This is a genomic window from Bacteroides coprosuis, assembly GCF_020741705.1.
GTDB lineage: Bacteria > Bacteroidota > Bacteroidia > Bacteroidales > Bacteroidaceae > Bacteroides_E > Bacteroides_E coprosuis.
In genome coordinates, this window is sequence record NZ_DYYK01000038.1 from 1 (window position 1) to 13,629 (window position 13,629).

Annotated in this window: 9 protein-coding genes, 1 tRNA gene and 1 riboswitch; of the genes, 6 read left to right on the forward strand and 4 right to left on the reverse strand. The window is 36.6% G+C overall.

Annotation, left to right across the window (positions count from 1 at the left end; translation table 11 throughout):
* Positions 1-294: 294 nt before the first annotated feature.
* Positions 295-1,608, reverse strand: coding sequence for a hypothetical protein (locus tag K8V80_RS02445; RefSeq protein WP_276775211.1), 1,314 nt, complete (start codon positions 1,606-1,608; stop codon positions 295-297).
* 10 nt (positions 1,609-1,618) lie between these two features.
* Entirely contained in the window at positions 1,619-3,973 is a 2,355-nt protein-coding gene (locus tag K8V80_RS02450; protein WP_276775213.1) for a TonB-dependent receptor, read from the reverse strand.
* A 276-nt stretch (positions 3,974-4,249) separates the two neighbouring features.
* Positions 4,250-4,448, reverse strand: a riboswitch (cobalamin riboswitch).
* A gap of 744 nt (positions 4,449-5,192) precedes the next feature.
* Between K8V80_RS02450 and K8V80_RS02455 the strand changes: the two genes are divergently transcribed.
* The 6 genes from K8V80_RS02455 to K8V80_RS02480 all read left to right on the forward strand — a co-directional run bounded on the left by K8V80_RS02455 (position 5,193) and on the right by K8V80_RS02480 (position 11,759).
* Positions 5,193-7,175: a urocanate hydratase gene (locus K8V80_RS02455; RefSeq protein ID WP_276775215.1), complete on the forward strand. Its 1,983-nt coding sequence runs from the start codon at positions 5,193-5,195 to the stop codon at positions 7,173-7,175.
* Between the two features lie 21 nt (positions 7,176-7,196).
* On the forward strand, positions 7,197-8,099 hold the full coding sequence (ftcD, locus tag K8V80_RS02460; RefSeq protein WP_006744585.1) for a glutamate formimidoyltransferase: 903 nt from the start codon (positions 7,197-7,199) through the stop codon (positions 8,097-8,099).
* A gap of 3 nt (positions 8,100-8,102) precedes the next feature.
* Entirely contained in the window at positions 8,103-9,356 is a 1,254-nt protein-coding gene (gene hutI, locus K8V80_RS02465) for an imidazolonepropionase (RefSeq protein ID WP_276775217.1), read from the forward strand.
* Between the two features lie 21 nt (positions 9,357-9,377).
* Positions 9,378-10,016 carry a cyclodeaminase/cyclohydrolase family protein gene (locus K8V80_RS02470; protein WP_276775219.1) on the forward strand — a complete coding sequence of 213 codons (639 nt, stop codon included), beginning with the start codon at positions 9,378-9,380 and terminating at the stop codon, positions 10,014-10,016.
* Positions 10,013-11,509: a histidine ammonia-lyase gene (gene hutH / locus K8V80_RS02475; protein ID WP_276775221.1), complete on the forward strand. Its 1,497-nt coding sequence runs from the start codon at positions 10,013-10,015 to the stop codon at positions 11,507-11,509. Before K8V80_RS02470 ends, hutH begins: the two co-directional genes overlap by 4 nt.
* A 174-nt stretch (positions 11,510-11,683) precedes the next feature.
* Positions 11,684-11,759, forward strand: a tRNA-Lys gene (locus K8V80_RS02480).
* A 336-nt stretch (positions 11,760-12,095) separates the two neighbouring features.
* On the opposite strand, the gene K8V80_RS02485 is transcribed toward K8V80_RS02480, so the two are convergent.
* Positions 12,096-12,377, reverse strand: a complete 282-nt coding sequence (locus K8V80_RS02485; RefSeq protein ID WP_276775223.1) for a hypothetical protein — start codon at positions 12,375-12,377, stop codon at positions 12,096-12,098.
* A 309-nt stretch (positions 12,378-12,686) separates the two neighbouring features.
* Positions 12,687-13,364 (reverse strand): hypothetical protein, encoded by a 678-nt coding sequence (locus tag K8V80_RS02490; protein ID WP_276775225.1) that lies wholly within the window; start codon positions 13,362-13,364, stop codon positions 12,687-12,689.
* Positions 13,365-13,629: the final 265 nt, after the last annotated feature.

Below are 13,629 nucleotides of genomic sequence, written 5' to 3' on the forward strand. Positions count from 1 at the left end.
ATATTCAGATTGTGTATAAATATTAAGTTTACTTAGTGGCTTCATACTTTGACTAGGTCAAGATATCATCATGACACCGACATGATGATACGATGACACCGACATGATCACTTTTTGACCCTTTCAAAGTATAGCTCTGTCCTCGATTCAGAACACGTATTGTTGTTTGCGTATTTTTATACCAATAAGAAGTGAGGGAGTTTTGGTAAACTGGGAGGGTAGGAGGTATATAAAACGGGCTAAGTCCGTTGCAGAACCTAGCCCATTTCCCTCTAATTATATAATGATTAAAAACTATTCTGTGATAGATACTATTCTATCAAATGAATAACCTTCTGTGATGCTTAATCCTTGTGTTAGTTTTTTAGACTTGATGTCGTAGATATAAACACAAGGAGCAGTCTTTTCTGGGTTTACACCAATATAAGCTTTATCACCTTCTACCAATGATCTTTGTGAGAATGTACCTTCACTAAATGGTAGGTCTAATACTTCTAGCTTATCTGTTTTAAGATCAAGTACTGCATAGTAGCAGTTATAGTTGGCACCCCAACCAGGAGCCTTAGTATATTCAGGGTCTTGGATGTAAAGTAGAGCTTCGTCATTGCCTAAGTAATCTACAGTTACAATTTTACCTTTACGATCATTTTCTCCTTTGCTAAAGCCTACATAAGTTTTGTCAAATGAGGATTCTCCTTTCTTGATTCTCAATAGAGAACCATATTTCTCTGTACTCTTTCTATCTTTATCTGTAGAAACACTAGGAGCAGCATCTTGTAATTGTGAGCTACAAGCTAAATAGAAATTGCCTTTATCATCAAAGAAAGTTTTGTGTTGAAGAAGTTCGCCATAAGCAGTACCAGCCATTTCTTCGGCTCTATTTTCTAGGCCTGTTTTTTCAACCTCCATTGTTGCTGGATTAATGAAGGCATAGAAGAATTGCTTAGCCGCCTTTTTATTCTTGTCTGTATAAAGATAGATTAATTTCTTATCTGCTTTACGGTAGCTAAGTAAGCCTGATGTACTGAATTTCCCACCTTCAGGTAGAGCAGGTAGGTTTAAAGTACCTTCAGCAGTGATGGTTAAGTTTTCAGCATTGATTTTAGTCCAAATCACTTGCTTCTTATCCCCACTAGCAGCTGCAATAACGAAAGTAGTATCGTCAATCCAAGCATGAGAATATCTTCTGTCTAAGAATGTGTTTTTGCTAAAAGCAATTTCCTTAATAGTTGTTGCTTTCTTGTTGGAAATTTGATATTTACCGATACGACCTGTGTTTTTAGGAACTTGATAGTAATATTTACCATTGATGATCGACTCCTGATTAAGCATAGCAGTTACATCGGCAGCTACCCCTTTAAAGTCGATTGCTTTTTCTTGCTCCTCTAGAGAATTGACATTCATTACGAGCTGAGTTTTGCTTTTACCCATACCCGATGTTCCACCCAAAGACACCCAAATGTCAAAGTGTTTTTTCTCTACGATTTTTTCTGTTTCGTTTCCCTTTGTTGGGTCTAGTTCATTCTTGTCATCATCTGAACAAGATACCATAAATGCACTTGATAATAAAAAAGTAAGTGCATACGCATAAAATTTTGATGTTTTCATGTGTTTGATTTTAATTTATAAATAGTCTGAATTTGCAAAAGAAAGAACGACCAGGTTTCTGCAACATGAAATTGTCGTAAACCAATTTGTCGAATATATTATTGCACTCAAGCGATACATTGTATCTGTTTTGGTGGAAAGAGTATGATAATTGCAGATCGCTAGTACATTGTGTAGGGATAGTCGATTTACTTTCCAAAGAGCCATACCCTTCCCACGTAAGGTAAAACCAATGCACGTATTGAAAGTAATAAGCCAACTTTAAGTGATTGTCTGCATTGCCAAATAAGTTTTTTAACTTATAGCTGCATTCAAAATTGCTGTATAGCCATGGGTGATTGGGGATTCTGTTCTTATAAGTAATATCGGGTTTGCCATTGAGCATATACTTAGAAGTGTTCTTCTCATCTACGTAAGTGCTATTGAATACCACCTGTATGATATCTGCATAATCGTATCTTAATTCTCCTTCAACTCCATTAATCTTTACATTTTTTACGTTGCTATACTGACTTGTTCCCTCTGCATCTGTTACCACTAGTCGGATGTAATCTTTTACATCTCGAATAAAATAATTGCCTTCATAAGTGAGTTGATGCGCATTGGGCGAACCTATCGAACCAAAGAGTCCGAAATTTATATTATTACTGTTTTCAGGCTTTAGACTGAAATTGGGATAGATTGTTGTTCCATTACCCAGATATTCTCTGGAAAGAGGAAGGCGTACACTATGCTCATAAGAAGCCTTGATGGCCAAGGCTTGAAAGATATTCAATCGGCTAGCTAGTCCATAACCCCAGTTGTTGGTTGTAGAAGATTGTGGAACATCTTTAGAACCTGTAATCCACGACAAATCAGTTTGCCCTATTGATAGGTGGTTGATATAATTCTTTGCGAAAAAGGTATTAGATAACTTCTCTTTCCAGAAATTCTGTTGATAGGATAGCCCTATAATGTGTTTTGTTAACTTATCCTTTGAGGGTTCAAACTCTTCATCTAGCTCATCATATCTGTCGTTACTTGTTCGGTTTAAGAGATAATTTAAGTTTAGATTATGACTAGGGTTCAACTTGTAATTAAAGTTGGAACGGAGATGAGTTTTGGGTCGTTTGATATGTCGGATAGACTTTCTTCTTCCTAATATTTCATTTCTTGAACTCTCTTGGTAACTACCATCCCAACTGTATTTTCTGTAGGCAGTATCTACTACCATAGATTTATCCCACGAGTGCGATAGAGTGAGATCTGCTGCTAATTTGCGAACAATAAAGTTTTGTTTTTTATAATGAGCAGCAAGGGTGTAAGCCTCATTCTCTCTCTTTGCTTTACCGTAAACAAATGTTTGTACCGAACCCGTTTGGAGTTGCTTATTGATAGATGAGGCTGAAGCAGAAATGAAGAAACTATCTGCCCATCTTTTGCGAGTAACCCCAACTTCAACCTTTCCAAAGGCAGAGAAGTATTTGTCGTGAAAACGCTTCGTATCTATTTCTTGAAATTCTTGTTCTTCTTTGTTCCATACTTCTACATTCTTCATCTTATAGTTGTTCTTGGAAAAGTTGAGTCCTAGAGTTGGCTTTATGATAATACCTGTTTTAGCAAGAGTATATTGTCCACTCAAGTCGGCTTTGTGCGTATCAAATGAACCTATCCCATAGGAAACATCTAAGTAATCTTGTATATCATTTTTGGTGATGATATTGATTGCTCCACCTAGAGCATCAGAACCTAGTTCAACAGGTACAGAACCCTTATAAACTTCAATACGATCTACAATGTTGATTGGTAAATTGGATAAATTGATGCCACTTCCCATAGATGAAAGAGGCACACCATCAATAAAATAGCGTATGGCATTGCCCGATAAACCATTGATAGTTAAATCAAAATTGGCACCTACACCCCCATCTTCACGTACTTTAATACCCGAACTTCTTCCCACTAAAGTGTTGAGATTATTCAGGTTGCTGATGATGGGTTTCACATCAAGAGCATTCACGGCAAAAACTCCTTCACGGGTTTGCAGGCTCTTCGACTTCCCATAAACTTGTACATCTTGGAGTAGGAGAGGTTGCTCCTTCAATTGAAAGTTTACTACCTCATTTCTACTTACCTGAAGAGTTATAGAGGCATCTTTATAGCCAAAGCAAGTGGCAGTAAGAGTGTTTTTACCAACTTGTAGATCAATCTGATAATATCCTTTATCGTTAGTATAAGTACCTTTATTCTTTTTACTATCCACGATAAGAGCTTGAGAAATAGGGTTGCCTTTGGTGTCTTTTACTTGTCCCGAAATCGTATAATTACTTTGAGAGAAAGCAGGAATAGTGAAGAAAAAGGATAAAAAGAGTAGAACGTATTTCATTCGTAGTTGATTGTTTTATGGATTACGTATGGAGGAATGTTTGTAATTTTGAGTTCAGTCTATTAAGGGTTTGTGCCTATCAACTAATAAATAGCTTGATATACATAAAAGGTAAAACTTCGATAATCGAAATAATGAGGGCGTAAATAAGTTGAGCATCTCTGTTTTATATTAATAATTGATCTAATATAAAAACATCGAGTTTCCTCAGTGGAGAATAAAGTAGGAATACATTATTTGTGTAATGCACATTGACTTCAAATCCTGGAAGCTTGGTGTTTTCTTAATTATCTGGCAGGTCTTCTGGCTTTCCTCTAGTTGAAAAACTTCCCATGTTTATTTTTACACAGTGTTGCGGCAATTCAACTAACATAATGAGGATTTACAGCTGCAGGTACAGCTCCAGTATCTCACTGGATTCCCTTACATCGGAGATTTGAAATTGTATCCGATTACCAAAACGATTACAAAGATAGATATTAATGTTTATTTACAAATAAAAATAGAATATTTCTTAATAGATTGATTATTAATGAATAGTGATTATGTGTTATTTTAACAAAGTCTTTATTTTTAAGTATATTTTACAAATAGTGATGTTTATTTGTTATAAATGAAGAACTTAGGGAAGTTGTTGGACTTTAAATTACGAGAGATAGAGAGTAATTAAATGATAGAAGAAAAGGACGAATTACTGTCATTTTTTTTAATATTGAGGAAGATATTCAAACAAAAATAAAATGAGACTTCTCTTTAAATTTCGCATTGGAAGAGAAGTCTTATGGGGTTCGATTAGATATAAAAGCTTTAAGACCTTATTATAATATATAGTAAGTAGTATTTTGTTGTGAAGTGTAACAGAGAATAGAGAAGAAAAGTATTCATTGTATCAAGAACTAAAGAGGTTCTTATGGATACTCGTTTTAGGGGTGAATTATAAGCTAAGCTTTTCCTTCTCTTGCCTATATTCTTCTTGTTTAAAAAAAGTTTAGAGAAAGAATTGAAGCGATTATAATATCATATCAATAGAAATTTAATTTAAATATGAGTTTAAAGTTACTTCTTCTTTATTTCTGCTGACAATTCGTTTTTATATGCAGCTAAAAAGCTTGTTTAAGTCATTCTATATCAGTTGAATAATTATAACTTTTTTAATCGGATTACTACTTTTTCTGTTAAAAAGTTTATATCTTTCCTACAACACTTAAATTCGAATATTATGAATATATCACTATCAACCGAACTACCTAAATACCCTAGTTTTGTTGAGGGTATAAGACGTGCTCCCAATAGGGGATACACGCTTACAAAAGCACAGACAGAAATAGCGTTAAAAAATGCATTACGCTATATTCCTAAAAACTTACATAAAGAGTTAGCTCCTGAATTCTTAGAAGAGCTTCATACTCATGGTAGAATTTATGGATACCGATACAGACCTCAAGGAGATTTAAAGGCTAAATCGATTGATGAATATAAAGGTAAATGTGTAGAAGGAAAAGCCTTTCAAGTCATGATTGATAATAATCTTTGCTTCGATGTGGCTCTATATCCTTATGAATTGGTAACCTACGGTGAAACGGGTCAGGTATGCCAAAACTGGATGCAATACCAACTAATAAAACAATATCTTGAAGTACTAACCGAAGATCAGACACTTGTATTAGAATCTGGACATCCTCTAGGCTTATTTAAATCGAAACCAGAGGCTCCAAGAGTAATCCTTACCAACTCAATGATGATTGGTATGTTTGATAATCAGCACGATTGGCACATTGCTGCACAAATGGGTGTAGCCAATTATGGTCAGATGACTGCTGGTGGATGGATGTATATCGGACCTCAAGGAATTGTTCACGGAACATTTAATACATTGCTAAATGCGGGTAGAATGAAACTAGGTGTACCCGAGGATGGAGATTTGAGAGGACACTTATTTGTCTCTTCTGGACTAGGAGGTATGAGTGGAGCTCAACCCAAAGCAGCAGAAATATCAGGTGCTACAGCCATTATTGCTGAAGTTGACTCTTCTCGAATACAAACTCGTTATGATCAAGGTTGGGTAAGCCATATTGCCGAAGAAATTCCAGAAGCTTTCCGTTTAGCCCAAGAATCTATGGCTAAGAAAGAAGCTAGCTCTATAGCTTATCATGGTAATATTGTAGACTTGCTCGAATATGCTGTAGAAAACAATATTCATATCGAACTTTTATCAGACCAAACTTCTTGTCATGCTGTGTATGAGGGAGGTTACTGTCCTGTGGGCATTAGCTTTGAAGAGAGAACTCGCTTATTAGAAGAAAATCCTAAGAAATTCAATCAGTTGGTAGATGAAACATTGGTTCGTCACTTCCATGTAATTGAGAAGTTAGTAGCCAAAGGAACCTACTTCTTCGATTATGGAAACTCTTTTATGAAAGCTATTTATGATGCTGGCGTAAAAGAAATCTCCAAGAATGGAATAGATGAAAAAGATGGATTTATCTGGCCTAGTTATGTAGAAGATATTATGGGTCCTAAACTATTTGATTATGGATATGGTCCATTCCGTTGGGTATGCCTAAGTGGAAAGAAAGAAGACCTTCATAAAACGGATGAGGCGGCTATGGCTTGCATCGACAAAGATAGAAGAGGACAGGATATGGATAACTATATCTGGATTAGAGATGCAGAAAAGAATCAATTAGTTGTAGGTACTCAAGCCCGTATTCTTTATCAAGATGCTTTAGGTAGAATGAATATTGCATTGAAGTTTAATGAAATGGTACGTAATGGTGAAGTTGGACCTATCATGTTAGGTAGAGATCATCACGACGTAAGTGGTACCGATTCTCCATTTAGAGAAACATCAAATATCAAAGACGGAAGTAATGTGATGGCTGATATGGCTGTACAATGCTTTGCCGGTAACTGTGCTCGAGGTATGAGTTTAGTAGCCCTTCACAATGGTGGTGGAGTAGGTATCGGAAAGTCTGTTAACGGAGGTTTTGGTATGGTATGCGATGGAAGTCGCCGTGTAGATGAAATCCTAAAATCGGCTATGATTTGGGACGTTATGGGAGGTGTAGCTCGTCGTTCATGGGCACGTAACGAACACGCTATTGAAACAAGCGAAGAGTTTAATCAAACCCACAGTGATTACTACCACATCACCATGCCTTATGTAGCAGACGATGAGTTAATCAAAGATCTTATCAAATAATAATATATTAAAATCAGAATTATGACCTGGACAAAAATAGTTGAATGCGTTCCAAACTTTAGTGAAGGAAGAGATTTAGATAAAGTAGAAAAAATAGTTTCTGCTTTCCGTGGAAAAGAAGGAGTTAAACTGCTAGATTATAGTAGTGATCAAGATCATAACCGTACAGTAGTTACTGTGGTGGGCGAGCCCGAGGCTCTTAAAAAGGCTGTGGTTGAAGCAGCTAAACTAGCTATCGAGTTGATCGATTTAAACAAACATGAAGGTCAGCACCCTAGAATGGGAGCAGTAGATGTAATTCCATTTATCCCTATCAAAAATGTAGATATGGATGAGGCTATTGAAATGTCAAAAGCGGTAGGAAAGATTCTAGGAGAAGAGTTGAAGTTCCCTGTTTTCTTGTATGAAAAATCTGCTTCTGCTCCACACCGTGAAAATCTGGCTAAAGTAAGAAAAGGTCAGTTTGAAGGTATGGCAGAGAAGATCAAAGAACCCGAGTGGCATCCTGATTTTGGTCCAGCAGAACGTCACCCTACAGCAGGAACAGTAGCAGTAGGTGCTCGTATGCCTCTAGTTGCTTTCAATGTGAACTTGAATACTTCTGATTTGGAAATTGCTACTCAGATTGGTAAGAACATCAGACATATTAATGGTGGACTTCGTTTTGTTAAAGCAATGGGAGTAGAATTACACGAACGCCATATTACTCAAGTTTCGATGAACTTGACCGATTATACACGCACAGCTATTTATAGAGTATTTGAACTGATTCGTATTGAAGCTCGCCGCTATGGAGTATCTATTGTGGGAAGTGAAGTAATTGGTTTAATTCCAATGGCTGCATTGATAGATACAGCAGAATACTATTTAGGCATAGAAAACTTCAGCATGGACCAAGTTCTTGAATCAAGAATAATGGAATAAGCTATGAAAGAAAACTTAATAATACGTCATGCACATATTGTTACCCCAAAAGGAAGATCTGCTCTAAAAGGAGAGCAGATGTCTCAATTGGAATCAATATCCAATGGTGTAATAGAAATAACAGATGGTATAATAACTTATGTAGGAACAGAAGCCGATTACAAGCAAGCCGAAAGCAAAAAAGATTTTCAGGTTTTAGATGTAAAAGGAAAATGCGTATTGCCAGGCTTTGTCGATTCTCATACTCACTTTGTCTTTGGGGGAGAACGCTCAGAAGAATTCTCTTGGAGATTGAAGGGTGAAAGCTATATGTCTATCATGAATAAGGGTGGGGGGATAATGAACACTGTTCGTGCAACCCGAACTTGCTCTTTTGAAGATTTAAAGAATAAGAGTAAAATCTTCTTAGATAGAATGACAGAGATGGGAGTCACCACAGTAGAAGGTAAGAGTGGTTATGGCTTAGACAAAGACACCGAACTCCTTCAACTGCAAGTAATGCATGAGTTAAATGAAGATCCAGATGTCTTTGTAGATATCATCACGACCTTCCTTGGAGCACATGCCTTGCCTGTTGAATATGCAGGAAAAACGCAAGAGTACATCGAGTTTATGAATAAAGAAGTCCTTCCCGTTGTCAAAGAGAAGAACTTAGCTGAGTTTGTAGATGTCTTTTGTGAAAAAGGAGTTTTCTCTATTGAGGAATCTCGACAGATATTGAGTGCTGCAAAGGCTTTGGGCTTCAAACTCAAACTTCATGCAGATGAAATTGTATCTCTTGGTGGTGCCGAACTGGCTGCCGAGTTAGGTGCTTTCTCTGCAGATCATCTTCTCCATGCTTCAGATCAAGGAATCAAAGATATGGCAGATAAAAATGTGGTTGCGACACTATTGCCACTTACTGCTTTTGCTTTGAAAGAAGAGTTTGCTAGAGGTCGTGAAATGATTGATAGCGGATGTGCAGTAGCCTTGGCTACAGATTTAAATCCAGGAAGCTGCTTCTCTGGCTCTATTCCTTTAACTATTGCTTTATCATGTATCTACATGAAACTAAGCATAGAGGAAACCATTACTGCATTGACTCTAAATGGAGCGGCAGCCATTGATAGAGCAGATAAAATAGGAAGTATAGAAAAAGGTAAAGCAGGAGATTTAATTGTGCTTATGAGCGATGATTACTATGTACTGCCTTACTATATAGGAATGAACACTGTACAAACTACGATAAAAGGAGGTAAGATAATACCTCAAAACTAATACTTTAGAATCTCACATACTATGGAAAACAAACTTGTAGACTTAACCGTCAAAGGATTTTTAGATAAAGTGGCAGGGAATGATCCTGTGCCAGGAGGAGGTAGTGTTTCTGCTTTTTATGGAGCAGTAGCTTCTTCTTTAGCCGCTATGGTTGGTGGCCTTACTGTAGGTAAGAAAAAGTATGCAGAATACAATGATATCATGGAAGATACCATTAAATGTATGAAAGCTTACCAACAAGAATTTCTTACTCTGATTGATAAGGATTCTGATGCGTATCATAAAGTATTCAATTGCTTTAAGATGCCTAAAGAAACAGACGAAGAAAAAGCAAAAAGAAGTCAGGCAATCCAGGAAGGTACCTTATATGCAGCAGAAGTTCCATTGGAAGTAGCTAAGAAGGCTCTTGAAATAATGGATATGATTGAAACTGTTGTCAAATTTGGTAATCAAAATGCAGTTACAGATGGATGTATCGCTATGATGTCTGCCCGTAATGCTGTTTTGGGTGCTGCTTTAAATGTGCGCATCAATCTAGGAGGATTAAAAGATACTGCAAAAGCCAAAGAGCTAGAAAATGAAGTAGTAGCTCTAGAAAACCAAGCAATAGCAAGAGAAGAAAAACTAAGAACTCAAGTCACTAAAGATCTTTACTTATGAAAAATGTCTATTCTGTAGGTAGTTCAGAATTAACTTTCGAGTTAATAGAACAAGTTCTCTCTGAGAACATTAAATTAAAACTACACCCCGATGCTGTACAACGCATCCAAAAATGCCGCGATTACTTAGATGAAAAGATTAAAGAATCGGATGTCCCTGTATATGGTATTACAACGGGCTTCGGCTCTCTATGCGATAAAAGCATCTCTTTAGATCAATTGAGTACTTTACAAGAGAACTTAGTAAAAAGCCACGCTTGTAGTGTGGGTAAAGAAGTGCCACGAGAAGTAGTGAAGCTTATGCTTTTCTTCAAAGCTCATGCTCTATCACTAGGTCATAGTGGTGTGCAGGTGCTTACTGTAGAAAGAATTATCGATTTCTTTAATAATGATATTCTTCCTATTGTTTACGATAGAGGTTCATTGGGTGCATCGGGCGATTTAGCTCCTTTGGCTAATCTGTTTTTACCTTTGATAGGTGAGGGCGAAGTATATTATAAAGGAGAAAAGAAATGCTCTAAAGAAGTACTAAAAGAAATGGGTTGGGAACCTGTTGAACTTCAAAGTAAAGAGGGTTTGGCTCTATTGAATGGAACTCAGTTTATGAGTGCTAATGGTACTTACGCAATACTAAGAGCATTCCGTTTAGCTAAGATTTCAGATTTACTAGGGGCTCTTTCATTAGAGGGTTTTGATGGTAGATTAGATCCTTTCTTCGATTGTATTCAGCAAGTAAGGCCTCATCAAGGACAGATTGAAACAGCACAAAATATCCGAAACATATTAGAGGGAAGTGAGATGATTAAACAGCACAAAGTGTGTGTGCAAGATCCTTACTCTTTCCGTTGTATACCTCAAGTACACGGAGCTTCAAAAGATGCTATTCGCTATGTTGCTTCCGTACTCTTAACAGAATTGAACTCTGTAACCGATAATCCAACTATCTTCCCAGATGAAGACAAAATTATATCGGGTGGAAACTTCCATGGACAACCTCTTGCGATAGTCTATGATTTCCTTGCAATTGCTTTGGCAGAACTAGGAAATATCTCAGAACGAAGAGTAGCTCAGCTGATATGGGGTTTACGAGGATTACCAGAATTCTTAGTTGCCAATCCAGGATTGAATTCAGGCATGATGATACCTCAATATGCTGCGGCATCTATGGTGAGCCAGAATAAAATGTATTGCTTCTCGGCATCTTCCGACTCCATTGTTTCTTCCAATGGGCAAGAAGACCATGTGAGTATGGGTGCTAATGCAGCAACAAAATTGGCTAAAATAATAGAGAACTTAGATTTGATTTTTGGTATAGAATTACTCAATGCCTCACAAGCCATAGAGTTTAGACGTCCATTAAAGACTTCTCCTATGCTCGAAGACTTGTTAGTGAAGTATCGTAAAGTAGTACCTTTCATTGAAGATGATATCGTGATGTACGATGCCATAAATAAATCGAAGAGTTTCTTAAAAGCTTATAAATTAGAATTTTAATAACTAACTATAATTCTATTCTGTAAATCTCCTGCTAATATTTTGAATCGTGATATTAGTGGGAGATTTCTTTTGGGATAAAAGAATCAAACTTTTTTTGAAATTTTTATCAGATAATGTAGTATGTTTTTAGAAAATATATTACATTTGCAACGCAATCGCAAATAAAGCGATGCGCTCATAGCTCAGTTGGTAGAGCAATTGACTCTTAATCAATGGGTCCAGGGTTCGAATCCCTGTGGGCGTACCACTAGCAAAAAGCAGTTACAGTAAATGTAGCTGCTTTTTTTGTTTCGGATGACTGGCTGAAGGTGAGGAGTAAGATAAAAAAGGATTAGTTTACTATTTTATATCTCCCTAGTTTTCATTCCATTAAAAAGTGATGAATCTACTTTGACACCGACATGTCATTCTCTTGTCGGTGTCAAAATAGTCTCTTGTCGGTGTTATGATAATCTCTATGCTTAGTTGTTTTTAGATAATATTTTGCAAGGAGGAACGTTCTCTTATTTTAAATACAAAAAGCGACTACCTTGGTGATAGTCGCTTTTCTAATCTATATCTATATGTTTAGATATATACTTCTCTATTCTGGTACTGCTAAGAGTAGGGAATCTTTTACACTATAGACACTGTCTCTGGTTGAGCAGTGTTCACATACAGGAACGATGTATTCTGCATTATCTTTTCCTTCAGCTTTATGTACATGAGCTGCTTCTACTTTGTCTTGTCGTATGGTCGTGTTACAGGCAGGACAGTTGATTACTAATTGGATGGGTTTCTTTTTCTTTACCCAAAATTCAATCCAAGATTTACATCCTTTTGGATAGTAGTAATTCTCAGGACCATTAATGTTTTTAACTTTCATACAGTCTAGATTTTAGTTTTATAGTCTTTTTTATGTCGTTTGTAAGGGAGTTACTTATGACTCCTCATAAGCACAGATTAGGGGTGATACAAAGAGTGTCACTTAACTTGTGTTTTATTAGATGTAAAGCATCTATTTCTATAATATACTAAATTTTAGGCAGATATACAAGTTTGAAATTCAAAAACGATTACGTGGGAGGACTGAATAGGGGAGTGGGAGCAGATTGTGTGGATATTCGTTTCTGTCTAGATAATATAAAAAAAGGATGTGTTTTTGGGTTTCCCAACACATCCTTTCATCTCTATTTTATAATACTTGAATAAGCTTTTCCATCATCCAGTCGTACATCTGGCGATTGTTTTTTGAGGCAGTAGGTTCAAAGGCATTTATAAACAATGTTTTGGTGCGAGTATCTACATATACCCAGTCGTTTATCTCTGTTAGTCTGTTGTCGTAGATTACTTCTTGGGCTACTCTAAAAGTGATAGGGCCACAGCACACTACAATATTACCTTCTAATATCTCTAATTGCTCTTTTAAAAAATCTTTGTATTTCATACCCATATTGTAGATCTCAGAATCGTATGTACGAGCTTCGGGAGCACTCTTTTTGATATTAACAAAAGCGTGTGGGTAGGTACGTAGAGATTTCAATTGTATTTTAGAGAAGAAAGCCGTTTCAAGGCTAGGGTACTCTGTTGAGGTTGCCTTTTGGATACCATATAGCCATGCTGCAATGCGACTGTAAAATAAATCGGGGATATTCATATCTTCCATCTTTCCCGACCAATCGCGAATGTCATGCAATTCTTTATTAAAGGGCTCTTTAAGCAGGAAAACCACCTTGCGTTCTGCATTCATCCAAGTAAGTTCTTCTTTGCCCAACTGGCGAATTAGCCCGTCTGCACAAAAGTTCTTATGTCCGTCTGTCTCCATCTGAGCTTTCCACTCGTTAAAGAGTACATCCAATTCTTCGTTTACCATCAATTCTTATCTGTTATGAGTTTGAGACTTCAAAGGTACAAAAGAATTTTTGGTTTGGCTTTTTGAGGTGTGAAGAATCTGTTATTCTTAAAAAAGAAGTGCTAATTGCTTTGAACTATCTGATAATTATATTCGTATTACTTTTTATAAGGCTAATGCGATTAAATATGTTACCCCCCCAAGTTACCCCTCAAGTTACCCCACAAGTTGAAAGTATGCTTTTGATTTTGGATGGAGAATTAAGTCGGGCAGAAATTCAAGAGGT

Coding starts and splice junctions, on each gene's coding strand:
- K8V80_RS02445 (WP_276775211.1), bottom strand. CDS start 1,608: ATGAAAACATCAAAATTTTATGCGTATGCACTTACTTTTTTATTATCA.
- K8V80_RS02450 (WP_276775213.1), bottom strand. CDS start 3,973: ATGAAATACGTTCTACTCTTTTTATCCTTTTTCTTCACTATTCCTGCT.
- K8V80_RS02455 (WP_276775215.1), top strand. CDS start 5,193: ATGAATATATCACTATCAACCGAACTACCTAAATACCCTAGTTTTGTT.
- ftcD (WP_006744585.1), top strand. CDS start 7,197: ATGACCTGGACAAAAATAGTTGAATGCGTTCCAAACTTTAGTGAAGGA.
- hutI (WP_276775217.1), top strand. CDS start 8,103: ATGAAAGAAAACTTAATAATACGTCATGCACATATTGTTACCCCAAAA.
- K8V80_RS02470 (WP_276775219.1), top strand. CDS start 9,378: ATGGAAAACAAACTTGTAGACTTAACCGTCAAAGGATTTTTAGATAAA.
- hutH (WP_276775221.1), top strand. CDS start 10,013: ATGAAAAATGTCTATTCTGTAGGTAGTTCAGAATTAACTTTCGAGTTA.
- K8V80_RS02485 (WP_276775223.1), bottom strand. CDS start 12,377: ATGAAAGTTAAAAACATTAATGGTCCTGAGAATTACTACTATCCAAAA.
- K8V80_RS02490 (WP_276775225.1), bottom strand. CDS start 13,364: ATGGTAAACGAAGAATTGGATGTACTCTTTAACGAGTGGAAAGCTCAG.